Origin of the sequence: Azotobacter chroococcum (assembly GCF_002220155.1) — a bacterium.
Taxonomy (GTDB): domain Bacteria; phylum Pseudomonadota; class Gammaproteobacteria; order Pseudomonadales; family Pseudomonadaceae; genus Azotobacter; species Azotobacter chroococcum.
This window is the reverse complement of sequence record NZ_CP011835.1, coordinates 3,081,436-3,106,467: the sequence shown is the minus strand read 5'-3', so window position 1 is coordinate 3,106,467 and position 25,032 is coordinate 3,081,436. Positions and strand designations below refer to the sequence as shown.

Annotated in this window: 21 protein-coding genes; 8 read left to right on the top strand and 13 right to left on the bottom strand. The window is 68.1% G+C overall.

What is annotated here, in order from left to right:
- Window positions 1-88: 88 nt before the first annotated feature.
- The 3 genes from minE to minC all read right to left on the bottom strand — a co-directional run bounded on the left by minE (window position 89) and on the right by minC (window position 1,995).
- On the bottom strand, window positions 89-343 hold the full coding sequence (minE, locus tag ACG10_RS14335; protein WP_039802943.1) for a cell division topological specificity factor MinE: 255 nt from the start codon (window positions 341-343) through the stop codon (window positions 89-91).
- Window positions 340-1,155: a septum site-determining protein MinD gene (gene minD / locus ACG10_RS14330; RefSeq protein ID WP_039802945.1), complete on the bottom strand. Its 816-nt coding sequence runs from the start codon at window positions 1,153-1,155 to the stop codon at window positions 340-342. Before minD ends, minE begins: the two co-directional genes overlap by 4 nt.
- A gap of 99 nt (window positions 1,156-1,254) precedes the next feature.
- A complete protein-coding gene (gene minC, locus ACG10_RS14325; RefSeq protein WP_089168719.1) occupies window positions 1,255-1,995 on the bottom strand; it encodes a septum site-determining protein MinC in 741 nt (246 codons plus the stop codon).
- A 232-nt stretch (window positions 1,996-2,227) separates the two neighbouring features.
- On the opposite strand from minC, the gene ACG10_RS14320 reads away from it, so the two are divergent.
- Complete coding sequence (locus ACG10_RS14320; protein WP_089168718.1) at window positions 2,228-3,151, top strand: lipid A biosynthesis lauroyl acyltransferase; 924 nt, start codon at window positions 2,228-2,230, stop codon at window positions 3,149-3,151.
- A gap of 6 nt (window positions 3,152-3,157) precedes the next feature.
- On the opposite strand, the gene ACG10_RS14315 is transcribed toward ACG10_RS14320, so the two are convergent.
- Entirely contained in the window at window positions 3,158-3,931 is a 774-nt protein-coding gene (locus ACG10_RS14315) for an MlaA family lipoprotein (RefSeq protein ID WP_089168717.1), read from the bottom strand.
- Complete coding sequence (locus ACG10_RS14310) at window positions 3,924-5,222, bottom strand: alpha/beta fold hydrolase (protein ID WP_039802954.1); 1,299 nt, start codon at window positions 5,220-5,222, stop codon at window positions 3,924-3,926. Before ACG10_RS14310 ends, ACG10_RS14315 begins: the two co-directional genes overlap by 8 nt.
- A 138-nt stretch (window positions 5,223-5,360) precedes the next feature.
- On the opposite strand from ACG10_RS14310, the gene ACG10_RS14305 reads away from it, so the two are divergent.
- Window positions 5,361-5,717 carry a hypothetical protein gene (locus tag ACG10_RS14305; protein ID WP_039802956.1) on the top strand — a complete coding sequence of 119 codons (357 nt, stop codon included), beginning with the start codon at window positions 5,361-5,363 and terminating at the stop codon, window positions 5,715-5,717.
- Here ACG10_RS14305 and ACG10_RS14300 read toward each other — a convergent pair.
- Together ACG10_RS14300 and ACG10_RS14295 are read right to left on the bottom strand one after the other, a co-directional pair.
- Complete coding sequence (locus ACG10_RS14300; RefSeq protein ID WP_089168716.1) at window positions 5,697-7,298, bottom strand: glycoside hydrolase family 17 protein; 1,602 nt, start codon at window positions 7,296-7,298, stop codon at window positions 5,697-5,699. The two genes, ACG10_RS14305 and ACG10_RS14300, sit on opposite strands and share 21 nt — an antisense overlap.
- Window positions 7,299-7,364: 66 nt before the next feature.
- Window positions 7,365-7,589, bottom strand: a complete 225-nt coding sequence (locus ACG10_RS14295) for a DUF2061 domain-containing protein (RefSeq protein ID WP_089168715.1) — start codon at window positions 7,587-7,589, stop codon at window positions 7,365-7,367.
- A 304-nt stretch (window positions 7,590-7,893) separates the two neighbouring features.
- On the opposite strand from ACG10_RS14295, the gene ACG10_RS14290 reads away from it, so the two are divergent.
- The 4 genes from ACG10_RS14290 (at window position 7,894) to ACG10_RS14275 (ending at window position 11,695) form a co-directional block, all read left to right on the top strand.
- Entirely contained in the window at window positions 7,894-8,208 is a 315-nt protein-coding gene (locus tag ACG10_RS14290; RefSeq protein ID WP_089168714.1) for a DUF485 domain-containing protein, read from the top strand.
- Window positions 8,205-9,860 (top strand): cation acetate symporter, encoded by a 1,656-nt coding sequence (locus ACG10_RS14285; protein ID WP_089168713.1) that lies wholly within the window; start codon window positions 8,205-8,207, stop codon window positions 9,858-9,860. Before ACG10_RS14290 ends, ACG10_RS14285 begins: the two co-directional genes overlap by 4 nt.
- A gap of 159 nt (window positions 9,861-10,019) precedes the next feature.
- The gene (locus ACG10_RS14280; RefSeq protein ID WP_089168712.1) at window positions 10,020-11,318 is read left to right on the top strand and encodes a hemolysin family protein; all 1,299 of its coding nucleotides are present in this window, start codon (window positions 10,020-10,022) and stop codon (window positions 11,316-11,318) included.
- Window positions 11,319-11,335: 17 nt separating this feature from the next.
- Entirely contained in the window at window positions 11,336-11,695 is a 360-nt protein-coding gene (locus ACG10_RS14275) for a DUF2784 domain-containing protein (RefSeq protein ID WP_039802968.1), read from the top strand.
- A 9-nt stretch (window positions 11,696-11,704) separates the two neighbouring features.
- On the opposite strand, the gene ACG10_RS14270 is transcribed toward ACG10_RS14275, so the two are convergent.
- From ACG10_RS14270 to ACG10_RS14250, 5 genes are all read right to left on the bottom strand, one after another.
- A complete protein-coding gene (locus ACG10_RS14270; protein ID WP_039802970.1) occupies window positions 11,705-11,932 on the bottom strand; it encodes a YheU family protein in 228 nt (75 codons plus the stop codon).
- 36 nt (window positions 11,933-11,968) lie between these two features.
- Entirely contained in the window at window positions 11,969-14,716 is a 2,748-nt protein-coding gene (locus ACG10_RS14265) for a hybrid sensor histidine kinase/response regulator (RefSeq protein ID WP_089168711.1), read from the bottom strand.
- Between the two features lie 411 nt (window positions 14,717-15,127).
- Window positions 15,128-16,318, bottom strand: coding sequence for an osmoprotectant NAGGN system M42 family peptidase (locus ACG10_RS14260; protein ID WP_089168710.1), 1,191 nt, complete (start codon window positions 16,316-16,318; stop codon window positions 15,128-15,130).
- Between the two features lie 69 nt (window positions 16,319-16,387).
- Window positions 16,388-18,127 (bottom strand): N-acetylglutaminylglutamine synthetase, encoded by a 1,740-nt coding sequence (ngg, locus tag ACG10_RS14255; RefSeq protein ID WP_089168709.1) that lies wholly within the window; start codon window positions 18,125-18,127, stop codon window positions 16,388-16,390.
- Window positions 18,128-18,129: 2 nt separating this feature from the next.
- Window positions 18,130-19,899 (bottom strand): N-acetylglutaminylglutamine amidotransferase, encoded by a 1,770-nt coding sequence (locus ACG10_RS14250; RefSeq protein ID WP_089168708.1) that lies wholly within the window; start codon window positions 19,897-19,899, stop codon window positions 18,130-18,132.
- A gap of 169 nt (window positions 19,900-20,068) precedes the next feature.
- Between ACG10_RS14250 and ACG10_RS14245 the strand changes: the two genes are divergently transcribed.
- A complete protein-coding gene (locus ACG10_RS14245) occupies window positions 20,069-20,530 on the top strand; it encodes a MarR family winged helix-turn-helix transcriptional regulator (RefSeq protein WP_039807582.1) in 462 nt (153 codons plus the stop codon).
- Window positions 20,531-21,155: 625 nt separating this feature from the next.
- Here the strand turns inward: ACG10_RS14245 and mnmC are convergent.
- Window positions 21,156-23,117, bottom strand: a complete 1,962-nt coding sequence (gene mnmC, locus ACG10_RS14240; RefSeq protein WP_089168707.1) for a bifunctional tRNA (5-methylaminomethyl-2-thiouridine)(34)-methyltransferase MnmD/FAD-dependent 5-carboxymethylaminomethyl-2-thiouridine(34) oxidoreductase MnmC — start codon at window positions 23,115-23,117, stop codon at window positions 21,156-21,158.
- Window positions 23,118-23,229: 112 nt separating this feature from the next.
- Between mnmC and pap the strand changes: the two genes are divergently transcribed.
- The gene (gene pap / locus ACG10_RS14235) at window positions 23,230-24,732 is read left to right on the top strand and encodes a polyphosphate:AMP phosphotransferase (protein WP_089168706.1); all 1,503 of its coding nucleotides are present in this window, start codon (window positions 23,230-23,232) and stop codon (window positions 24,730-24,732) included.
- Window positions 24,733-25,032: the final 300 nt, after the last annotated feature.

The following is a 25,032-nucleotide window of genomic DNA, read 5'->3' as shown; positions in this document are numbered from 1 at the left end:
GGAGGCGACGACGGCGACCGGCAGGCTTTGTGAAAACGACTGCGCTTTCACTCGACCTGCAGGGTCGCCGTCGTTGCAGGGCGGTCGCTCAGCGATCCGGCAGGGTGACGTTGAGTTCGAGGATCGAGCAGTTGCCTTGGTCTTCCAGGACCACCTGCACCTGATCGTTGTCGATGTTGACGTACTTGCGGATCACCTCGATCAGCTCCTTCTGCAGGTCCGGCAGGTAGTCCGGCGCACTGCGCTGGCCGCGCTCGTGGGCGACGATGATCTGCAGACGCTCTTTCGCAATGGACGCAGAGGTTTGTTTCTTGCGTTCGCGAAAGAAGTCAAAAATGTTCATTCACGGCCTCCAAATAGGCGTTGCAGGAATCCCTTCTTCTGCACATCGAGGAAGCGGTGTGGCGTTTCCTTGCCCAGCAGTCGCTCCACGGCATCGCTGTAGGCCAGGCCGGCATCGCTCTGTTCGTCGAGGATTACCGGAATGCCCTGGTTGGAGGCCTTGAGGACCGACTGGGACTCGGGAATCACCCCGAGCAGGCGGATGGCGAGGATCTCCTCGACGTCCTCCACCCCGAGCATCTCGCCCTTGGTCACGCGGTCGGGGCTGTAGCGGGTCAGCAGCAGGTGCTCCTTGATCGGCTCCTCGCCGTTCTCGGCGCGCCGCGACTTGCTGGCGAGCAGGCCAAGCATGCGGTCGGAGTCGCGTACCGAGGATACTTCGGGGTTGGTCACTACGATCGCCTCGTCGGCAAAATACATGGCCAGGTGGGCGCCCTTCTCGATACCCGCCGGCGAGTCGCAGATGATGTACTCGAAAGACTCGCGCAGCTCGTCCATCACCCGGCCCACGCCCTCGCTGCTCAGGGCGTCCTTGTCGCGGGTCTGGCTGGCCGCCAGTACGTAGAGGTTCTCCAGGCGCTTGTCCTTGATCAGGGCCTGGCTGAGCGTGGCATCACCTTGGATGACGTTGACGAAGTCGTACACGACCCGGCGTTCGCAGCCCATGATCAGGTCGAGGTTACGCAGACCTACGTCGAAGTCGACGACGACGGTCTTGTGCCCGCGCAGGGCGAGGCCGGTACCGATGGCGGCGCTGGTCGTGGTTTTGCCGACGCCACCTTTGCCGGAAGTGACTACGAGGATCTTGGCCAAGGTGATTCACCCCAAGTGAAGAAAAACGGGAGCGTTGAGCCGCGCGGGTGGCTTGTGGAGTCCAGTCCGTTAAAGCCCCTGAGAACGCGCGAGTATCCGTTAAAGGCGAGTGATGTTCAACACGTCGCCAGCCAGATGAATGTGCACGGCCTCGCCCCAGTTCGGATCGCGTCTGAGGTCTTCGGCAACCTTGTAGCGGCCGGCGATGGAGATCAGCTCGGCGGCCAGCATCCGGCAGAAAATCCGCGCCTGGCTGTTGCCCTTGATGCCAGCCAGGGCACGCCCCCGCATCGGTGCGTACACATGGATGTTGCCGTCGGCGAGCAGTTCCGCACCGGCGCTGACCGGGGCCAGGACCAGCAGGTCGCCGCCCGGTGCATAGATCTGCTGGCCGCCGCGTACCGGGGTGGTGACCACCCGCGTTGGACGCACCGCCGGCTCGGCCGGTTTCTCGGCTTTCTTCGCCGGCGCCGGTGCGGCGCCGGGGGTGAGCGGCCGTTCCCGCGCGCTGGAGGGCGGCAGGACCGGCAGGTCCAGCGCCTGGGCGGCGGCGAGGTGTTCGGCCAGGCTGGCGCGGATCGCCAGGGTGCGCAGGCCGTGGCGCCGGCAGACCGCCAGCAGGGCGCGCAGATCGAACTGCTGCGCGCCGGGCTGGAGCTTGTCCAGGGCCAGGACCAGCGGGGTGTTCTGGAAGAAGTTGGGGGCCTGCGCCACCTTTTCGCTCAACTGGTGGTCGAGACGGGCCAGGTCGTTGTGCGCCAGTTCCAGTACGGTGATGGCGAGCATGCTGCCCTTGAGCTGGAACACGGGGGCTGGGTCGAGGAGGTCGGCTTGGCTCATGATCTGCCCATTGCAATGAATGCCGGTCTTATAACGGGAAACGTCGCATCAGGCTAGCCGGGCGGAAGAAAACCGCCCCCTGGGCCGACGATGCGCCGTATGGCGTGCCCGTGGCGCGTTGCCGCAGGCTCGGCAGCGGGCGGAGGCCGGCCCCCGGGCTGCCGCTCTTCGCGCCGGTCGTGGCCGGCATTTTCCCGCTAGAATGCCGGCCTTTGCCGTTTTGGGGCCGTTAATGGATCGTCCACGCTTTCGTGCCTGTTTTCTCCATCCGCGTTTCTGGGGCCTCTGGCTGGGGCTGGGGCTCTTCTGGCTGATTGCCCGGCTGCCCTATGCCTGGCTACTGCGGCTCGGCCGCGGGCTGGGCGCGCTGACCTATCGCCTGGCCGGCTCGCGCCGGCGCATCGCCAGGCGCAACCTGGAGCTGTGCTTCCCCGAGCTGTCCGCCGCCGAGCGCGAGCGTCTGCTGAAGGAGAACTTCGCCTCGATGGGCATCGCCTTCTTCGAGATGGCCATCAGTTGGTGGTGGCCACGCCAGCGGCTGGCCCGGCTGGCGCACATCGAGGGCCTCGAGCATCTGCAGCGGGCCCAGGCCGAGGGCCGGGGCGTGATCCTCATGGCCCTGCACTTCACCACCCTGGAGATCGGCGCCGCCCTGCTCGGCCAGCGGCAGACCATCGACGGCATGTACCGCGAGCACATCAACCCGGTCTTCGACTACGTCCAGCGGCGTGGTCGCGAGCGGCACAATGCCGATGCCACCGCCATCGAGCGCGATGACATCCGCGCCATGCTCAAGGTGCTGCGCGCCGGGCGCGCCATCTGGTACGCGCCGGATCAGGACTACGGGCGCAAGCAGAGTCTCTTCGTGCCCCTGTTCGGCATCCCGGCGGCGACCGTGACGGCGACGACCAAGTTCGCCCGCCTGGGCAAGGCCTTGGTGATGCCCTTCGTCCAGAGCCGTCTGGCCGATGGTTCCGGCTACCGGCTGACGATTTACCCGCCGCTGGAGGATTTTCCCGGCGAGAGCGAGGAGGCCGACTGCCTGCGCATCAACCGCTGGATCGAGCAGGCGGTGCGCCAGCACCCCGAGCAGTACCTGTGGGCACACCGGCGCTTCAAGAGCCGCCCGAACGGCGAGCCGAGCCTCTACCAATAGGGCGCTCTACTCCTCGATCTGCAATTGGCGGGCGCGGGTATAGACGTAGCGAATCTGGTTGTACTCGAACGGCGAGTTGAGCTGTCCGTAGCGGAAGGGGATGCCGTCGCGTCTGTCGACGGCCTTCAGCGCGGAGATTTCCGGGTGGGCGTCGCTGGCCGTGGCGACGTTCAGGTAGTCGACCCGGTTGGCGGTCAGGAAGTCGGTCAGCTGGCCGCCGGCATCGCGCAGGTTGGACGGACCGAGGACCGGCAGCATCAGGTAGGGTCCGGTGGGCACGCCGTAGGCGCCGAGGGTCTGGCCGAAATCCTCGCTCTGCCTGGGCAGTCCCATGCGGGTGGCCGGGTCCCACAGGCCGGCGACGCCCAGAGTGGTGTTGAGCAGCAGACGGGTCCCGGTGTCGAGGGCGCGCCGGCCGCGCAGTTGCAGCAGGCTGTTGAGCAGGCTGGGGATCTCGCCGAGATTGCCGAAGAAGTTGCGCACGCCGCTGCGCACGAATCCCGGCGTGACATAGCGATAGCCGCGCACCACCGGCAGCAGCACCCACTCGTCGAGGCGATAGTTGAAGTAATAGACCCGCCGGTTCCAGCGCTCCCAGGGATCAGGGACGTTGAGGGTGGCCAGGCTGGCACGCTCGAACTCGCGTTGGTCGCGGCCGCTGTTGAACTGCAGGCTGTCGAGCGGGCGCTTGAAGCCGTCGCCGTCAGCCGGGGGCTCGGCGGCATGGGCCAGGTTGCCGAGGAGCAGCGCAGCGGCGACGAGCCTCGCGCGTTCAGTCACGGAGGAACTCCAGCATGGCCTGGCTGTTGACCCGGTAATTGAGATTGCCGCAGTGCCCGCCGAATGGATAGAGGGTCAGCCGCTCGCCGAAGGTGCGGCGCAGGAAGGCGAGGTCGCCGGGGCCGAGGATGAGGTCATCGGCATTGTGCATCACGGCGATCTTGCCGCTGCCGGCCAGGTAGTCCTGCAGGGCCTGCAGGCTGATCTGGCCGATCAGCTGGGACAGGCTGCCGCCGTTGTGGCGGAGGCGCCACTGGGGGATCAGCTGCTCGTTCAGGTAGCAGCCGAAGTTGCACTGCAGGGCGCGGATGAAGAAGGGCGCGAGCGGGGTGTCCTCCTCGACCGGGTAGTTCGGCGGGGTGATCAGCCCGCGGCGGTTGAGCAGGTCCGAGGTATAGGCGATGTCGGCGGCGGCGAAGCGGAACACCGAGCCGATCAGCATGGCCATTTCCTCGTCCGTCAGGCGTTCCTTCGACTGCTGCAGGTCGTACAACAGGGCCTCGTTGAGGTCGATGTAGCCGCGGCGCTGGAAGTAGCGGGTCAGCTTGCCGAGGATCAGCTCGTAGAAGGTCAGGTCGCCGGTGATGCCGGGGACTTCGGTCTGTACCAGGCGGTCGAGGTTGCGCACCGAGTTGTAGGGATTGACCGGCGGGTTGAGCAGCAACACGCGCTTGAAGCCGAAGCCTCGACGGCTCTCGTCCAGCTGGCTGACGAAGGCCGCATGCAGGGCGCCGAGGCTGTAGCCGGCCAGGTGGTAGGCGGTGACCGGCAGGTCCGCCTGCTGCGCCCGCACCGCCTCCATGACCCGGTACAGATCGTCGGCGTCCTCGCGGCTGAGGCCGGGCGTGGCGGCGCGCGAGGCGGCGGTCATGAAGTCGTAGCTGGTCGGCGAGGACAGCTGCACCACATGGAAACCGGCCCCGTAGAACAGCCGCTTCAGGTATTCGGTGAGACTGCTGGCGTAGTGCGCACCGGTGCCGGAGATGACGAAGATCAGCGGCGCGGCATGTGCCTGGCGGGCCAGGCGATAGCGCAGGTCCCGCACCTGGCGCAGGTTGCCCGGCAGGGCGAACGGGCGCTCGGGGCGCAGGCTCAGGCTGTAGTCCCGCTGATCGATCTCGCTGTCGGGCGGCAGGGCAGGACGCAGCTCCGGCGGCGTGGTGGCGATGGTCGCCTCGAAGGGGTTGTGCAGCGGAAAGCCGTAGCTCGCCGGATCGATGTCGACCGCCGGCGCGCTGGAGCAGAAGAGGAGGCCGCCGAGCAGGGCGGCGAAGGCGGGCAGGCGGGGCATGGGAATCCAACCTCGTCGGGGATCTGGCCATGGGACTGCTTTTAACGCAGCGAGTGCAATCAGGCTAGTCCCGCGCCGGCGCTTGCTTCCGGGCGGGCGCTGGTTATGCTGGCGGACATTTGTCCTTGGAGTGCCCCGATGTCCTCGCGCCTGTCCCTGATTGTCCCGCTGATTGTCCTGTCGCTGTGCCTGGCGGCCAGCTACGGGCTGCGTTTCGGCTTCATGGAGGATGGCCAGTGGGTCGGCCTGTGCGCCGAGCAGGCGCAGCGCTGGGAATGCCAGCTGCGCGCCGGGCTGGGGCTGATGATCCACTTCCGCCTGCTGGCCTGGAGCGCCCTGGCCGCGGCGCTGGCCGGCTTCCTGCTGCCCGGGCGCGCCGGCTGGGGGTTGGCGCTCGCGGGGCTGTGCCTGGGGATTCCGGCGCTGGTGCTCTACACCGCCAGTCTGGCGGTGTTCGCCGTGGTCATCGCCGGGCTACGCCTGGTTCGCCGCTGAGGCGTTCTTCGTCGCCACAGCCTCCGGAGCGGGCTGGCGCAGCCACAGGCTGCGGCCGAGGGCGAGCGCCAGCAGCAGGCTGACAAGGGCCCAGCCCAGTGCCTGCCGGTTGAGCAGGGTTTCCTGATACAGCTGCGGCAGTATGCCGAGACCGATCAGCACCAGCAGCAGGGCGAGCTCCCGGCGCGGGCCGGCCACCGGGCGGCAGCCATAGAGCAGCGCGGGCAGCAGCAGGGCGACGCTGGGGAAGCTGCGGTAACGGGCATCGAATACCAGCGCCAGCATCATCACCGCCCCGGCGAAGCCGGCGGCGGCCAGCCACCAGCCGCCGCGCGCGTCCAGCCAGGCGAACAGCCGGGCGCGGAAGCCCTGGCGGGCCGACAGCAGCAGCACGCCATGCAGCAGCACGATCAGATTCAGGCCGACCAGCAGGACAGCCCACAGCCACTCGCCGGGATAGCGGCTGGTGACCCGCGCCAGCTCGCCCCACAAGCCGATGCAGGCGCCGCCGAGCGCGGCCAGCGGCGGCAGCAGCAGGGCCGCGGCGGTGGAGGCCGGACGTCCGGCGACGACCAGCGCGCCGGCCATGATCAGCCCGCCGACTCCCAGCCAGAACGGCCAGTGCGGCAGGTTGGAGATCGGGCCGGCGAGGACCTGCTTGTCCTCGCGGTCGGCATCCAGCAGCCCCCAGTAGCCGCCCACCGCACCTTCGCTCTCGCGTTTCCACGGCTGGTCGAAGGCCTCGATCAGGTTGTAGCGCCAGCCATGCTGCTCGGCCATGGCGACGAAGCCACGGATGAACAGGGCCTGGTTGACCCGGCTGGGCAGGGCGGTTTCGCGCTGGCGGCCCTCGCTGGGCCAGCCGGTTTCGCCGATCAGGATGTCCTTGGGCGCGAAGCGCTGGCCGAATTCCTGGCGGACCCGGGCGACCTGGGCGAGTGCCCTGTCGATGCCGGCCGGGTCGTCCTCCCAGTAGGGCAGCAGGTGGATGGTCAGGAAGTCCACCGCCGGGGTGACTTCCGGATGCTTCAGCCAGAACTCCCAGACATCGGCATAGGTGACCGGCTGGTCGACGCTGCGCTTGACCCGCGCGATCAGCGAGGCCAGGTGGCTGGCGGTGACTTCCTTGCGCAGCAGCGTCTCGTTGCCGACGATCACCGCCTCGACGATATCCGGGTTGGCCCTGGCCGCCTCGATCAGCTGCGCGATTTCGCTCTCGGTCTCCACCGGGTCGGGGTTCACCCAGGCGCCGAGCATCAGCTTCAGGCCGTGCTTGCGGGCCAGGGCGGGGAGTGCCTGCATGCCGGTCATGGAATAGGTGCGCACGCACTGGAAGCGTTCGGCGAGCAGGGCCAGGTCGGCGTCCATGCGCTCCTCGCGCAGCACGAACGGCTGGTCGAAGGGCGACTGGTCCTTGTCGAACGGGCTGTAGGACACGCACTGCAACTTGTGCGTGGAACTGACCACGTCCGCCAGCACGACCGGCTGGCCGGCGCTGTACCAGATGCCACTCAGGGCCAGCAGGGCAAGAAGGGTGGCGAACAGGTAGGGCGGTAGCGGAAAGCGCGAGGTGGCGGGCATGGTTCGAAATCATCTGACGGCCGGGCCCGCCATCTTAACCGCTTCTGTCAGCGTGCCGCACCGGTCTCAGGCGTGGCGGTGCCGCCAGCCAGGCTGCGGAGTTCCAGCCGGCGTGCCGCGGGCCTTGTCCAGGCGCTGCCAGATCCTTTCGTGAACGTAGAAGCCCACCGAGTTGCACAGGGGTTCGACCGCCGCCACCAGTCCGCCCACCGCGACGCTGCCGGTCAGCGCGTAGGCGACGGCGAAGGCGATGCAGAAGTGCATCAGCGTGAAGGTCAGGGTCTTGAGCATGGCACACCTCGCAGGAAGTCGTTCCTTGATGGAACCACGATAGCGGTGGGACGGCTGGTGCGGAAATGGCCGCTCTGCATGGCTCCGATAGGGGCCGTCAATCCCGCTGCGCACCCTGTCGATGTCGACGGCCGGCAGGCGTCCCCGGGCTGGCCGTCCGGGCGCGGAGCAGAGCCCTGCGAAGGACTTCACACAGGGACTTCGGGGCATTGGGCCGGCGAGCTAAGACTAAGGTCGTCTGTTGTCCGTTTGCGGGCGATCTAGAGTGTGCCTACCCCGCAACTCCGTGAGGATAATAAAAGAAATGAACGACGACGGTATCTACAAGCGGATCGAGCAGAATCCGCGCTTCAGAGAACTGGTGGCAAGGCGCGAGCGGTTCGCCTGGCTGCTCTCATCCATCATGCTGGGCCTCTACTTCGCCTACATCCTGATCATCGCCTTCGTGCCGCAGGTCCTGGGTACCAAGCTCAGTGCCGACTCCGCCACTACCCTGGGCATGCCCGTCGGTGTCGGTCTGATCATCCTCGCCTTCGTGCTGACCGGTGTCTACACCTACCGCGCCAACGGCGAGTTCGATCGTCTGAATCAGGAAGTGCTCGACGAGGTGCAGAAATGATGAAGCGTTTTCTGACCGCTGCCGCCTTGCTGGCAGCCTCACCCCTGCTGATGGCCGACGCCATTACCGGCGAAGTGCAGAAGCAGGCGACCAACTGGACCGCGATCATCATGTTCGTGGTGTTCATCGCCTTCACGATGGGCATCACCAAGTGGGCGGCCAAGCGCAACACCTCCACCTCCGACTACTACACCGCCGGCGGCAGCATCACCGGCTTCCAGAACGGTCTGGCGATCGCCGGTGACTTCATGTCCGCGGCGTCCTTCCTGGGTATTTCCGCCCTGGTGTTCACCTCCGGCTACGACGGCCTGATCTACTCGATCGGCTTCCTGGTCGGCTGGCCGGTGATCCTCTTCCTGATGGCGGAGCGCCTGCGCAACCTCGGGAAGTTCACCTTCTCCGACGTGGCCTCCTACCGCCTCGGGCAGACCCAGATCCGTGTCCTGTCGGCCTTCGGCTCGCTGATCGTGGTGGCCTTCTACCTGATCGCCCAGATGGTCGGTGCCGGCAAGCTGATCCAGCTGCTGTTCGGTCTGGACTACTACGTCGCGGTGGTACTGGTGGGCGTGCTGATGGTCATGTACGTGCTGTTCGGCGGCATGCTGGCCACCACCTGGGTGCAGATCATCAAGGCGGTCCTGCTGCTCTCCGGTGCCACCTTCATGGCCATCATGGTGATGAAACACGTGGGCTTCGACTTCGGCACCCTGTTCACCGAAGCCGTGAACATCCACACCAAGGGCGCGGCCATCATGAGCCCCGGCGGCCTGGTTTCCGACCCGGTCTCCGCGATCTCCCTGGGCCTGGCCCTGATGTTCGGTACCGCCGGTCTGCCGCACATCCTGATGCGCTTCTTCACCGTGAGTGACGCCAAGGAAGCTCGCAAGAGCGTGTTCTACGCCACTGGTTTCATCGGCTACTTCTACATCCTGACCTTCATCATCGGCTTCGGCGCCATCCTGCTGGTCGGCACCGATCCGGCGTTCAAGGATGCCTCTGGCGCCATCATCGGCGGCACCAACATGGTGGCCATCCACCTGGCCAACGCCGTCGGCGGCAACCTGTTCCTCGGCTTCATCTCCGCCGTGGCCTTCGCCACCATCCTCGCGGTGGTTGCCGGTCTGACCCTCGCTGGCGCCTCGGCCGTGTCCCACGACCTGTACGCCTGCGTGATCAAGAAGGGCAAGGCCAAGGAAGAGGACGAGATGCGCGTGACCAAGATCACCACCCTGTCCCTGGGCGTCGTGGCGATCCTGCTCGGCATCATCTTCGAGAAGCAGAACATCGCCTTCATGGTGGGTCTGGCCTTCTCCGTCGCCGCCAGCTGCAACTTCCCGGTCCTGTTCCTCTCCATGTACTGGAAGGACCTGACCACCCGTGGTGCGCTGATCGGCGGTACTCTGGGGCTGTCCGTCGCCATGCTGCTGACCATCCTCAGCCCGACTGTCTGGGTTGACGTGCTGGGCAATGCCGAGGCGATCTTCCCCTACAAGTACCCGGCGCTGTTCTCCATGCTCGCGGCCTTCGTTGGCGTGTGGTTCTTCTCGATCACCGACAAGTCGAAGTCTGCTGCAGAAGAGCGTGAGCGCTTCCTGCCGCAGTTCGTCCGCTCGCAGACCGGCCTGGGAGCCAGTGGCGCCGTCGCCCACTGATCCTTCCAAGCAGGTCGGAAAGGCAGCCTTCGGGCTGCCTTTCCTGTTTCTGTGGCATGGCTTTTCCACCCCGAGTCATCCGCCGGCCGGCGATGCTATGGTTGTCTCGACGAGTCGACAGCGAGGTCGCACCGCCAACGGTGTAGGGTGGTCGTAGCGATGGAAACGGGCCTGCTCCTGCTGCTGATCCTGCTCAACGGTATCTTCGCGATGGCGGAAATCGCCGTCGTGTCCTCGCGCAAGGCCCGTCTGCAGAGGCTTGCCGACGAGCGGCGGCACGGCGCGCTGGTCGCCCTGGCGCTGCAGGAGGACCCTTCGCGCTTTCTCTCCACCATCCAGGTCGGCATCACCACGGTCGGCATCCTCAGCGGCGCGCTCGGCGAAAGCCTGCTGGCCCGGCCGCTGGCGGAGCGGGTCGCCGGGCTGCCGGCGCTGGCGCCCTATGCCGAGGGCATCGCCCTGGTGCTCACCGTGGCGGCGATCACCTACCTGTCGGTGGTGCTCGGCGAACTGCTGCCCAAGCGCCTGGCACTGCTCTCGCCGGAGGCCATCGCCGCCACCATCGCCCCGCCGATGCAGCGCCTGGCGCAGATCGCCGCACCGCTGGTATGGCTGCTGTCGTGCTCCTGCGACCTGCTGCTGCGTCTGCTCGGGGTCAGGCACCGCGACGAGCCGCCGGTCACCGACGAGGAGATCAAGGTGCTGATGGAGCAGGGCGCCGAGGCCGGGGTCTTCCACGAGAGCGAGCAGGCACTCGTCGCCAATGTCCTGCATCTGGACGAGCAGCCGGTCGGCGCGATCATGTCGCCCCGCCAGCAGGTCTATGCCATCGATCTGGACGAGCCGCGGGAGGAGCAGCTCAGGCGACTCGCCGAGAGTCCCTACAGTCGCGTTCTGGTCTGTCGGGGCGGTCTGCAGCAGGTGGTCGGCGTGCTGCAGCGCGGCGACCTGCTCGGGCCGGCTTTGCAGGGACAGCCGCTCGATCTGCAGCGGAACATCCGCCCGCCGCTTTACGTCGAGGAGAGCGCGAGCAGTACCGGCCTCCTGGAAAGCTTCCGCCGGATGCGCTGCGAGTTCGCCGTCGTGGTCGACGAGTTCGACGACCTGCAGGGCATCGTCACCCTCAAGGATGTGCTCACCGCGATCGTCGGCGAGATTCCCGGCACGCTGGAGGATGGCGAGCCGGCGATCGTCCGCCGCGAGGACGGCTCCTGGCTGGTCGACGGCGGCATGGGCATCGAGCGGCTGAGGGCCGCGCTGGATATCGCCACCGGTTTTCCGGGAGAGGCGGAGAATGCCTACCACACGCTCGCCGGGCTGGTCATGCACCGCCTGCAGCGCGTGCCGAAGGTCGCCGACCACTTCGAGCACGACGGCTGGCGCTTCGAGGTGGTCGACATGGACCGGACGCGCATCGACAAGGTGCTGGTGGTGCGTCTGGCCGCGTCCGCGGCCTGAGCGCCGGGGAGGCCGGCATGCTGTACCGGTTGGCCGCGGATGCCCTGCTGGTGGTGCATCTGCTGTTCATCGTCTTCGTGCTGCTGGGCGGCCTGTTGCTGCTGCGCTGGCGTGTCCTGGCCGTGGTGCACCTGCCGGCGATGGCCTGGGGGGCGGCGACCGAATTCTTCAGCCTGCCCTGTCCGCTGACCGACTGGGAAAACGCCTTGCTCCGGGCGGCCGGGGAGTCCGGCTACAGCGGCGGCTTCATCGAGCACTACCTGTGGCCGCTGATCTACCCGGCCGGCCTGACGCCGGGCATCCAGGTCTGGCTGGGCGCGCTGGTGCTGCTGGTCAATGCGCTGGTCTATCTGTGGGTGCTCGGGCGGCGGCGCTGAGCGCGTGGCTCAGTCCAGCCACTCCTTCGGCACGTCCCGTTTCGCCATCAGCAGGCACTGCTGGCTGTCCGGCTCGAAGACGATCACTGCCTCGCCGCGCTCCAGCGCCTGGCGGACGCGCTGCATGCGGGTCGCCAGCGGGGTTTCGTCGCCGTTGTCGGTGCCTTCGCGGGTCACGAAGTCCTCGATCAGCCGGGTGAGGGTGTCGGCCTCCAGCAGGTGGTGGGGGATGAGCATGGGAGTCTCCGGGGCAGGGCGGGCGGATCGCCCGCCTCAATTGTCCACCAGAGTCCGGATCGACAGGTAGCGCTCCACGGTGGCGTGCAGCAGCTGCTTGTCCACCGGCTTGCCGAGGAAGTCGTTCATGCCCACCTCGAGTCCGTATTCCCGGTGCTCGTCGAGGGTGTGCGCGGTGAGGGCGATGATCGGCACCGCCGGCCACTTGCGCAGGCGCTCCAGCAGGCGGATCTGCAGGGTGGCCTCGAAGCCGTCCATTTCCGGCATTTCGCAGTCCATCAGGATCATCTGGACCGCGCCGGGCGAGCGATGGTATTCGGCCACCGCCTCGGCGCCGTTGCCCGCCAGGCGCACGTGGTAGCCGCGCTTCTTCAGCAGTTCCTGGACCACCAGCTGGTTCACCGGATTGTCCTCGGCGATCAGGATGCAGGGCACCTGGCTGTCGCCTGCGGGGTCCTCGATCGGTACCAGCGAATGGGTGGGCTCCATGAGCAGCTCCACCAGCTTCTTGCGCAGCGCCGCGACGCCGACCGGCTGGGGCAGGCCGAGCATGTGCAGGCTGCTGCGGCTGGCCGGCAGCTGCCGGCACTGTTCCGGCGGGCAGACCAGCAGCAGCCGCTGGCCGGGCGCCAGGTGCGGATAGAGGGCATCCAGCCAGTACTCGACGCTGCCCGGCCAGGGCGCGATCAGCAGCAGCAGCGGCGGCTCGTCGAAGCCGGTCAGCTGCTCGGGCAGTTTTTCCGGAATCCGGCAGCGCTCGGTGTGCATGCCCCAGCGGCCGAGCAGGCGGCCGATGGCGTCCAGCGCGAAGCCGTCCAGCGAGGCGAGCAGCGCGGTGCGTCCGACCAGCAGCTGGAACAGCTCGTCGCGCGCCTCGCCGCAGCGCTGCAGGGGAATGTTGAAGGTAAAGCGGCTGCCGAGGCCGGGGGTGCTCTGCGCCTCGATGTGGCCGCCCATCATTTCCACCAGCTCCTTGCTGATCGCCAGGCCCAGGCCGCTGCCGCCGTAGCGGCGGGTGGTGCTGGAGTCGCCCTGGCTGAAGGATTCGAAGAGCCGCGCCTGGGCCTCCTGGCGGATGCCGATACCGCTGTCGCTGACGCCGAAATACAGGCGCTCGGAGCCGTCGCTCTTGCGCCGGCGGCTGACGTCGAGCCGCACCTGGCCCTCGGAGGTGAACTTCAGCGCGTTGCTCAGCAGGTTGGTCAGCACCTGCTTGAGGCGGGTCGGATCGCCCTGGATGTGGCGCGGTACGCCCTCGTCGAGGCTCATGTGCAGGCGCAGGCGCTTTTCCATCGCCTGGGCGGTGAACAGGTTGAGGGTGTCGGACAGCATCTCCTCGAGGTCGAACTCGATGTGCTCCAGGCTGAGCTTGCCGGACTCGATGCGCGCGTAGTCGAGGATGTCGTTGATCACCGCCATCAGGGTGCTGCCGGAACTGGCGATGGTGTCCACGTAGAAGCGCTGGCTGTGGTCCAGACGGGTTTCCTTGAGCAATTGCAGCATGCCCAGCACGCCGTTGAGCGGCGTGCGGATCTCGTGGCTCATCTTGGCCAGGAAGCGGCTTTTCGCCTGGTTCTGCAGGAGCGCCTCCTCGGCGGCCTGGTGCGAATACAGCCCTTCCTTGCGCAGCTGCTGGAAACGGTCGGCCAGGCCGACGGCGAGAACCAGCAGGTTGACGGCGAGGCCCAGCTTGGCCAGCGTCGTCCCCTGTTCGCCGAGCAGGCCCAGGCCCAGGCCCAGCTCCGTGCAGGCCAGGCCGGCCAGCAAAACCAGCAGGAGCGCCCAGGCGGCGAGCTGGTAGGTGCCGGCGCGCAGGCGCTTGCGCCACACATGGGCGCCGCAGGCGGGCAGCAGCAGGGAGCCGATCAGGGTGGCGAGCGTGGCGAGCACGCCCCAGGCCGGCAGGCCGATCAGCGGAGCGGCGAGCAGCGCGGCGGCGAGGACCAGCATCCACAGGCGCAGGGAGCGGTCGAGCAGGGGGAAGTACTGGGGGATATTCAGGAAGTGCCGGGTGAACTGGGTCGCACTCAGCCAGAAGGTGAAGGTCAGCAGGTACACGGCTACCTGCTGCAGGACGGGCGACCAGTGGAACAGGAAGCCGTCGAAGCTGAACGGCAGCAGGATGGCGTTGAGGCTGTAGAGCAGATACCAGCCCTGACTGGGCTCGCGCAGGAACAGGAAGAGGAGCAGCTGGTAGCAGAACAGGGCCAGCAGCACGCCGTAGAAGACACCGTTCAGGCCTTCCTGGCGCTCCTGGGCAACCAGGCTGGCCCCGCTGGTGCTGAAATACAGTGGCACGGTAATCGCACTGCTACTCTTTACTCGCACCAGCAGGGTGCTGCTGCCCGACGGCAGCTCCAGGGGGAACCAGAGGTTGCGCACCGGCACCGGACGCCGCTGGGACGCTCGGGCGTCGCCGCTCTCCTGCTGCTGCAGCCGGCCGTCCGGGCTCAGCAGGCTCAGTCGGACATCGTTGAGCAGCGGATAGTTGACCTCGAGAAAGCCGGACAGGGGCTGGGTGCGGGTGTTCTGCAGGTCGATCCGGAACCACCAGACCGAGCGGCTGCGGCCCAGGCTGGCCCGGTCGCCCTCGACCGGGCGGAAGGCCGTGTCGGGCAGCGCCAGCACCTGGGCGGCATCGAGGCTGGCATCGCGGTCCTCGAGGTAGCGGGTATGTGGCCCCAGGGACAGGCGGACCTCCTGATCGGCGAGCACGGCCGGCTGGATGGCCCAGGCCGATGCACCAATCAACAGCAGCAACAGCATCCAGACGATGCGCACCATCCCATTCCTCTGCTAGTAGGGCCTGCCATCAAGAGGGGTTTCCGAGTGCCTGATCGCCTCGATCGGCCGGGGCCGGCACCCGCTGCAGGCAAAGTCATTTCTTGGTCGAAAACGGCAACGCTGCGCGCCCTGTCGCTCGGGCGCGATTTCAGGCGCAGCCCGAAAGGCCAGAGGTTCTGGACACGGATTCAGGTTGTCCGTCGTTCCTGTGGAATGACCAAACCAGTCTTCTCATGCGATTCACAGGATGCATGAATGCAACAAGCCTGCCGGGAGCGGCACTGCCTTGCCCTGTAGCCGAACAGGCTCCATCGCAACGTGGAAGACCTTGATGACGAGCCTGGCTGGCACGAGTTTTTCGGTTGGGAATTCCGTCTCAGGGTGAGACTTTGCCCGGATGCGGCGAGCGCTTCAAGCGTTCGGTTTGTGCCTGAGCAGGCTGTCCACGGCGGGGACGCGGGTTTCGCTTTCCATCTGGGCATCGTGTTCCAGCTGACGGCTGAACCGTTTCAGGGAGCCGCTCTGCGGTCTGGCGTCGCTGGCGAACACCGGCGGGCTGAGCAGATAGGCGCCGATCAGCCGGCTCAGGGCGGCCAGACCGTCGAGGTGGGTGCGCTCGTAGCCATGGGTGGCATCGCAGCCGAAGGCCAAGAGGGCGGTGCGGATGTCGTGGCCGGCGGCTACCGCCGACTGGGCGTCGCTGTGGTAGTAGCGGAACAGGTCGCGGCGCACCGGGATCGCGTGGTTTTCCGCCAGGCGCAGCAGATGGCGCGTCAGGTGGTAATCGTAGGGGCCGCCGGAATCCTGCATGGCGACGGTCACCGCCTGCTCGCTGGACTGCTGGCCGGGGGCGACCGGCGCGATGTCGATGCCGACGAACTCGCTGACGTCCCAGGGCAGGGCCGCAGCCGCGCCGGAGCCGGTTTCCTCAGTGATGGTGAACAGCGGGTGGCAGTCGATCGGTGGTTCCTGGCCGCTGTCGAGCACGCTCTTCAGCGCGGCGAGCAGGGCCGCGGCACCGGCCTTGTCGTCCAGGTGGCGGGCGCTGATGTGGCCGCTCTCGGTGAACTCCGGCAGCGGGTCGAAGGCGATGAAATCGCCGACCGCCACCCCGAGGGTCTGGGTGTCCGCCTGGCTGGCGGTCATGGCGTCGAGACGCAGCTCGACGTGGTCCCAGCTGATCGGCAGCTCGTCCACCTGGGTGTTGAAGGTGTGTCCGGAGGCCAGCAGCGGCAGAACGCTGCCGCGCAGCACGCCGCGATCGCTGAACAGGCTGACCCGGCTGCCCTCGGCGAAGCGGCTCGACCAGCAGCCCACCGGCGCCAGGCCGATGCGGCCGTTGGCGTGGATCTCGCGCACGACGGCGCCGATGGTGTCGAGGTGCACCGCCATCGCCCGGTCCGGGCTGTAGCGGCGGCCCTTGAGGGTCGCGCGGATGGTGCCGCGGCGGGTCAGCTCGAAGGGAATGCCGAGTTCCTCCAGCTGCTCGGCGACATAGCGCACGATGGTGTCGGTGAAGCCGGTCGGACTGGGAATGGCGAGCATTTCCAGCAGCACGCGCTGCAGGTAGTCGAGATCGGGTTCGGGAAGCTGGCCGGGCATGGGCGACTCCAGAGGCGTGTGGCCCGTTCAGGCGGGAAGGGGGCCGGGGCGTTGGAAGGGGGCCGGCGCCTACTTCGGCGCCTGGCTGAGCGGAAACAGCAGATCGACGAAGCGCGCGGCGGTGGGCTGGGGCTCGTGATTGGCCAGGCCGGCCCGTTCGTTGGCCTCGATGATCACGTAGTCCGGCCGGTCGACCGCCTCCACCAGCAGGTCGAGGCCGACCACCGGGATGTCCAGAGCCCGGGCGGCGCGCACGGCGGCCTCGGCCAGCGCCGGGTGCAGTTGCTCCGTCACATCCTCCAGGCAGCCGCCGGTGTGCAGGTTGGCGGTACGGCGCACGGCCAGATGCTGGCCCTCGGGCAGCACGCTGTCGTGGTCGTAGCCGGCCTGGCGCAGGACGCGCTCGGTCTCGGCATCCAGCGGAATGCGGCTCTCGCCGCCGCTGGCGGCCTGGCGGCGCCGGCTCTGCGCCTCGATCAGCGCGCGGATGCTGGTGCGCCCGTCGCCGATCACCTCGGCGGGGTGGCGCAGCGCGGCGGCGACCACCTCGAAGCCGATCACCAGGATGCGCAGGTCCCGGCCACTGTGAAAGCTCTCCAGCAGCACCCGGCTGTCGAAGCGGCGGGCCGCCCGGATGGCCTTTTCCACCTCCTCGGGAGTGCTCAGGTCGACGGCCACGCCCTGTCCCTGCTCGCCGTTCACCGGCTTGACCACCAGGCGCCGGTGCGCGGCGAGAAAGGCCGCGTTCTCCGCGCGGCTGCCGGCCAGGCGCTGGGCCGGCAAGTTCAGCCCGGCGCGAGCCAGCCAGCGCTGGGTCAGCTGCTTGTCCTGGCAGAGGGTCATGCTCACCGCGCTGGTCAGGTCGGACAGCGACTCGCGGCAGCGGATCCGCCGCCCGCCGTGGATCAGGGTGAACAGGCCGGCTTCGGCATCGTCCATCTGCACCTCGATGCCGCGGCGGTTGGCCTCGTCGACGATGATCCGCGCATAGGGGTTGAGCCCGGCGGCCGGGCCGGGGCCGAGGAACAGCGGCTGGTTGATGCTGTTCTTGCGCTTCACCGCGAAGGTCGGCAGCTCGCGAAAGCCCAGCTTGGCGTAGAGGTTCTTCGCCTGGCGGTTGTCGTGCAGCACCGACAGGTCGAGATAGGCCAGCCCGCGGGACATGAAGTGCTCGATCAGATGGCGCACCAGGGCTTCGCCGACCCCCGGGCGCGTGCAGGTCGGCTCCACCGCCAGGCACCAGAGGCTGCTGCCGTGCTCGGGATCATGGTAGGCCTCGACGTGGTTGAGCCCCATGACGCCGCCGATCACCGCCTTGCTGTCGTGGTCCTCGGCCAGCCAGTAGACCGGGCCGCCGTCCTCGCGCGGGGTCATCCGCCCGGGCTCGACCTGCAGCATGCCGCGGGTCTGGTAGAGGCGGTTGAGCCCGTCCCAGTCCGCCTCGCTCTGCACCCGGCGGATGCTGAAGCCGCGGAAGATGCGCCGCGCCGGACGGTAGTCGGAAAACCACAGGCGCAGGGTGTCCGACGGATCGAGGAACAGCTGCTGCGGCGCCCGGGCCAGCACCTGGTGCGGTGCGGCCACGTAGAGCGCGATGTCGCGCTCGCCGGGCTGCTCCCCGAGCAGGTCGTCGGCCAGGCTGGCCGGATCGGGGTAGGTATGCCCGATCAGCAGGCGGCCCCAGCCGCAGTGCAGGGCCACCGGGGGCTGCCGTTCGCTCTGGCCGTCCTCGGCCATGAGCGCCTGCAGGCGCTGGTAGGAGGGGGTCTGGCCGCGCAGCAGGCGCTGGCCGTAGGCAGGAGATTTCATGGTTAGAGTCCCTGTTCGCTGAGCCAGAGGTTGAGTGCCGCCAGCTGCCAGAGCTTGGAGCCGCGCAGCGGCGTCAGCTGGCCCTGCGGATCGCTCAGCAGGCGGTCGACTGCGGCCGGCTCGAACAGGCCGCGGTCCTGGCTGGGATCGAGCAAGAGCTCGCGTACCCAGTCGAGGGTCGCGCCCTGCAGGTGCTTGAGGCCGGGCACCGGGAAATAGCCCTTGGGCCGGTCGATGACCGCGGCCGGGATGACCTGGCGGGCAGCCTCCTTGAGCACGTGCTTGCCGCCGTCCGGCAGCTTGAAGCGCGACGGGATGCGCGCCGACAGCTCGACCAGCCGGTAGTCGAGAAACGGCGTGCGCGCCTCCAGGCCCCAGGCCATGGTCATGTTGTCGACCCGCTTGACCGGGTCATCGACCAGCATCACGGTGCTGTCCAGGCGCAGCGCCTTGTCCACCGGGTCCTCCGCGCCGGGCCGGGCGAAATGCTCGCGCACGAAGGCCCCGGCATGGTCCTCGCCGCGCCACTTCGGCTGCACGGTGGCCAGGTATTCGTCGTGCGTGCGGTCGAAGAAGGCAGCCCGGTAGGCGGCATAGGGATCGCTGGCGCCTGCCAGCGGCGGATACCAGTGGTAGCCGGCGAACAGCTCGTCGGCGCCCTGGCCGCTCTGCACCACCTTGCAGTGCCGGGTGACTTCCCGCGAGAGCAGGTAGAAGGCGATGCAGTCGTGGCTGACCATCGGCTCGCTCATGGCGCGGAAGGCCGCCGGCAGCTGTTCGATGATCTCCCGCTCGTCGATGCGCAGCTGGTGGTGGCGGGTGGCGTAGTGGCGGGCGATCAGGTCCGAATACTGAAACTCGTCGCCGCGCTCGCCGCCGGCGTCCTGAAAGCCGATGGAGAAGGTCGAGAGGTTCTCCACGCCGGCTTCGCGCAGCAGGCCGACCAGCAGGCTCGAATCGACCCCGCCGGAGAGCAGCACGCCGACGTCCAGCGCCGCGCGCTGGCGGATCTCCACCGCCGCGCGCAGGCTGCCGAGCAGGGCCTCACGCCACTCCGGCAGCTCGAAGCCGCGCTCCTCGTCCCGCGGGCCGTAGTTCAGCTGCCACCAGGTGCGCTGCTCGCGCCTGCCGTCGGCATCGACGCGCAGCCAGGTCGCCGGCGGCAGCTTCTCCACCTCGGCAAGCAGGGTGCGCGGCGCCGGCACCACGGCATGGAAGTTGAGGTAATGGTTGAGCGCCACCGGGTCCAGCGCCGCACCGATGTCACCGCCTGCCAGCAGGGCCGGCAGGCTCGAGGCGAAACGCAGGCGATGGCCGCTGCGCGTCAGGTACAAAGGCTTGACGCCGAGCCGGTCGCGGGCGAGGAACAGCCGCTGGCGGTCGCGCTCCCAGATGGCGAAGGCGAACATGCCGTTGAGCCTGGGCAGCAGTGCCTCGCCCCAGGCGTGATAGCCCTTGAGCAGCACCTCGGTGTCGCCGTCGGAGAAGAAGCGGTAGCCGAGGCCTTCCAGCTCGCCGCGCAGTTCCGGGTAGTTGTAGAGGGCGCCGTTGAACACCAGGTCGAGGCCGAGTTCGCTGTCGATCATCGGCTGGCCGGAGGCTTCGGCCAGATCCATGATCTTCAGCCGGCGATGGCCCAGGGCGACCGGTCCCCGGGCGTGTACCCCCCAGGCGTCGGGGCCGCGGGGGCTGAGGTGATGGGTGATGCGCTCGACCGCCGCAAGGTCGGCCGGGCGCTTGTCGAAACGCAGTTCTCCAGATATGCCGCACATGGGTCCTTACCGGTTTTGCCGTTGGGGAATGTGTCCGCGCCCTTCGGGGCGAGGCCGTGGCCAGCCTGTCGAGGTTGTGACAGGAATCGCGCCGGCCGGTTGCAGACCTTTACACAAAAGCAAGAAAATACTTTGATGTCAAAGATTGATTGCCAATGTTTACGACGCCATGAACGCAGAGAAAGTTTTATATCAAAGTGATATTTCAGCTTTCGAGGTGCCGCTGTTTCAGGCTATGAGGCGCCTGCAGCAGGCCGGGGAAGTGCATGCCAAGCGGGTGGCGCGCCATGGCCGGCTGACCCCGATGCAGCTGCTGATCCTCCGGGTGCTGGCCGATGAGACGCGGCTGACGGCGAGCGCCCTGAGCCGGCGGGTCAGCCTCACCGCGGCGACCCTGTCCGGCCTGCTCGACCGGCTGGAGGAGCGCGGCCTGCTGCAGCGCCAGCGCGACGAGCAGGACCGCCGCCGGCAGTGGCTGGTGCTCGCCGAGGCTGGGCGCACCCTGCTCGAGGAGGCGCCGCCGCTGCTGCCGCCGGAGTTCCGGGAGCGCTTTGCCGCGCTGCCGGAGTGGGAGCGGCATGCCTTGACCGCGGCGTTGCTGCGGGCGGCGGAGTTGTGTGGGGGGGAGTAAGAGGGGAAGGGAAAGCGTCTTTGGCTTCGTTTATGGCATGGTAACTCGGCACCTTCCTCGGCTCGACCCACAGATTTCGCCTTGCACGGCGAGTCCCTTTCTTCTTGCTTGCCCAAGAAGAAAGGAACCAAAGAAGAAGGCACCCGACATCCGGCCCTTCACTGCGCTGCGCTCCGTTACGGGTTCCCTCGCTTCGACACTGCTCCGGAGGCACGCCACGAAGGGACGTCCCTGTCCCTTCGTGCCTCGCTCGGCGTCCATGCCTCGCGTCCCCCTCCACAGCGCCTGCGCTCGGCCTCCTGACGGGACCGGGGAGTTGGCTGGCAGTTGGGAAGAAAGTTGGAGAGCTTCGCTTTGCTTTTGACGCCCAAATCATCAGGCAGCGCCAAACGCCCCTTTCAGGAGGGAGGGGACCCGGAGCGAAGCGCAGGGCCGGATGACAGGGGCAAGCGTTTTTGCTTACTTTTTTCGCGACTGAAAAAGTGAGTCGCCGTGCGAGGCGAAACCTGTCGCTCGAGCCGAGGAAAGCGCTGCATCCTCATACCGAAAATGAGGCCCATACCCAACTGCCCGACGCTTTACATCACGGCCAAGGCCGCTCCCACCGGGGCGGAGTAGCCCCGGCTCACTTCCCCCGAATCAACCTCCGCAACCCGAACCGGTTGGGATGACAGGCCTCCGCCACCGCCCTCGGCACCGGCAGCGGCTCGTCGTCGAGCCAGGCGGCCAAAAGCTCCCCGGCCAGCGGCGCGCTGAGCAGGCCGCGCGAGCCGTGGCCGCTGCTGACGTACAGGCCGTCCAGCCAGGGACAGGGGTGCTGCGGCACCTGGCGGGCGTCCTTGCCGAGCACGGCGTAGGCCTCGGCGAAGGCCGCGGCGTCGGCCAGGGGGCCGGCGATCGGCAGGTAGTCCGGGCTGGTGCAGCGAAAGCCGGCGCGGCCGTCGAGGGCCGCCGGATCGAGCCGGTCAGCCTGAAGCCGCTCGGCCAGGTCGGTGGAGATCTCCCGCAGCAGTTGCAGGTTCTCCGCATGCTCCTTGGCGGTCAGCTCCAGCTCCGTACTGTCGAAGCGGAAGCTGGCGCCCAGGGTGTGCTCGCCGTCGCGCGGCGGGGCGACGTAGCCTTCGGCGCAGAGCACGGTCTGCAGGTCGCGGCTGGCGGCGGTCGCCGGCAGGCGGCTGATCTGCCCGCGAATGCGCTTGAGCGGCAGTCCGGCGGCCTCGGGAAAGCGGGCGATCTCCGCGCCGCCGCAGAACACCGCGACCGGCGCCCGGGCGAGCAGCGTCTCGCCGGCGCGGGCGCACCACTGGCCGTCCTCGCGGTGCAGGTCGAGGACCTCCCGGTGGGGCAGCAGGCGGATGTTCGGGTGGGCGGCCAGGTGCGCGCAGAGCGCCGGCGGATGCACCCAGCCGGCTTCGGGATAAAACAGCCCGCCGCTGTCCAGTGCGACTCCGGCCCGTTCCTCGGCTTCCGCGCGGCCCAGGCCGTGCAGCAGATCGGCGGGGAAGGCCGCGGCCAGTTCGGCCTGGCGTGCCGCCTCCCTGGCGTCGGAGGCCAGCTGCAGCACGCCGCAGGGGGACCAGTCGCGGCCCGGTTCGAGCCGCTGCAGCAGCCGGCGGGTGAAGCCGAAGCCGGCGAGGATCAGTCGCGAGAGCGCCGTGCCGTGGGCCGAGAGCTTGAGGTAGAGCACGCCCTGGGGATTGCCGGAGGTTTCCTCGGCGACGGCGGCGCGGCGCTCCAGAAGGGTCACCTGCCAGCCGCGGCGGGCCAGGCTGGCCGCTGCGGCGCAGCCGGCCAGGCCGGCGCCGATCACCAGCGCCTCGCGGGGGCCCGCGGGGCGAGGCGGGCGGGCGAACCAGGGTTTGGCGGCCTCCTGCGGCGTCCCCTCGAAGCGGCCGGCGAGCATCTCGCGCTTCTGCCCGAAGCCCTTGACCCGCTGCATGGCGAAGCCCGCCGCGTTCAGCCCGCGGCGCACGAAACCGGCGCTGGTGAAGGTGGCCAGGCTGGCGCCGGGAGCGGACAGCCGGGCCAGTTCGGCGAACAGCGCGGGCGTCCACATCTCCGGGTTCTTCGCCGGGGCGAAGCCGTCGAGGAACCAGGCGTCGATGCGCGCATCCAGCTCGGGCAGGCGCTCCAGTACATCGCCGACCAGCAGGGTCAGCACCACCCGGCCCTCCGCGAAGACGAAGCGCTGGAAGCCCGGATGCACGGCGACGTACTGCGCCAGCAGGGCGTCGGCCCAAGGGGCCAGCTCCGGCCAGAGGGCCAGGGCCTTCTGCAGGTCGGCGCGGGTCAGGGGAAAGCGTTCCACGCTGACGAAGTGCAGCCGGGTGTCGGCCGGCGCCGTGCGCTCGAACAGCTGCCAGGCGCAGAGGAAGTTCAGCCCGGTGCCGAAGCCGGTCTCGCCGACGCTCAGTCGCCCGCCGGCCGGCAGGGCGGCGAAGCGCAGCGGCAGCGCGTTGTGGGCGAGGAACACGTAGCGGGTTTCCTCCAGCCCCGAGGCGCGGGAGAAGTACACGTCGCCGAAGCCGCGCGACAGCGGCTGGCCGTGCTCGTCCCAGTCGAGCTGGGCGTGCTGGAAGTCGGACATGGGCGCACTCCTGGAAATCGGCGACGCATTCTACCCGAACCCCCCGGCCAGGGCCGGACAGGGCAACGTTCATCCGTTACGCTGAGAACATCCCCGTTGCAAGGAGCCGTTCATGTTCGAGTCCGCGGAAATCGGCCACACCATCGACGATGATACCTACGATGCCCAGGTCCCGGTGCTGCGCGAGGCCCTGCTGGAGGCCCAGTTCGAGCTCAAGGAGCAGGCGCGCTTTCCGGTGCTGGTGCTGATCAGCGGGATCGAGGGCGCCGGCAAGGGCGAGACGGTCAAGCTGCTCAACGAGTGGATGGACCCGCGGCTGATCGAGGTCAGCACCTTCGACCAGCCGACCGACGAGGAGCTGGCCCATCCGCCGGCCTGGCGCTACTGGCGGCAGCTGCCGCCGAAGGGACGGATCGGCATCTTCTTCGGCACCTGGTACAGCCAGATGCTGCAGGCGCGGCTCGGCGGGCGGATCGACAACGCCCGTCTCGACCAGGCCATCGGCGTCGCCGGGCGCCTGGAGCGCATGCTCAGCGACGAGGGCGCGCTGATCTTCAAGTTCTGGTTCCACCTGTCGAAGAAGCGCATGAAGGAACGCCTCAAGACCCTCAACGACGATCCCCTGCATAGCTGGCGGCTCAGCGAGCTGGACTGGCAGCAGTCGAAGACCTACGACAAATTCGTGCGCCATGGCGAGCATATGTTGCGCCGCACCAACCGGGACTTCGCGCCCTGGTACGTGATCGAGGGCACCGATGCCAACTACCGCAGCCTGAGCGTCGGGCGCATCCTCCTCGAGGGGCTGCAGGCGGCCCTGAAGCGCGAGGGGCCGATGCGCAGCAGCCCCCATGCGGCGCCGCTGGTGTCCAGCGTCGACAACCGCGCCCTGCTGGACGCCTTGGACATGACCCAGGCGCTGGACAAGGCCGTCTACAAGGAGCAGTTGCTCGCCGAGCAGGCGCGCCTGGCCGGGCTGCTGCGCGACAAGCGGATGCGCCGGCATGCCCTGCTGGTGGTGTTCGAGGGCAACGACGCGGCGGGCAAGGGCGGGGCGATCCGCCGTGTCACCGGAGCGCTGGACCCGCGCCAGTACCGCATCGTGCCGGTCGCCTCGCCGACCGACGAGGAGCGCGCGCAGCCCTATCTGTGGCGCTTCTGGCGGCACATTCCGGCGCGCGGCAAGCTCACCATCTTCGACCGCTCCTGGTACGGGCGGGTGCTGGTCGAGCGGGTCGAGGGGCTGTGCAGCGAGGCCGACTGGCTGCGTGCCTACGGCGAGATCAACGATTTCGAGGAGGAGCTGGCCGGCGGCGGGGTGGTGGTGGTCAAGTTCTGGCTGGCCATCGACCAGCAGACCCAGCTCGCGCGCTTCAAGGAGCGCGAGCTGACCCCCTTCAAGCGCTTCAAGATCACCGAGGAAGACTGGCGCAACCGCGACAAGTGGGACGCCTACTGCGATGCGGTGGGCGACATGGTCGACCGCACCAGCACCGAGATCGCTCCCTGGACCCTGGTCGAGGCCAACGACAAGTACTTCGCCCGGGTGAAGATCCTGCGCACGCTCAACGAGGCGCTGGAGAAGGCGTTCCGCGCAGGAGTCGCGTCCTTCCCTTGATCGTTCGTCGGATGGCCGGATCCCGGCGCCATTTCCGACGAACGGAAATCCCATTCTCTGCGGCAGGAGCCGCTGGGCGGGCCTCGGTCAGACAATGAACCGCCACCCCGGCACTATGCTTGTGTGGGTTGACTGACACTGGGCGTGGCAAGGCGATATCGCTTCGCCGGCAGCCCTGCCCACACGAGGTCGACGGACTGCCAGTCCGTGTCCCGGATGCCTTTCGGGAGTGACCGCTGGGCGCGTTGCATCGCCCCGGCCAAGACCGCCCCATGTATGCACGGCTGGTACACCCTCAAT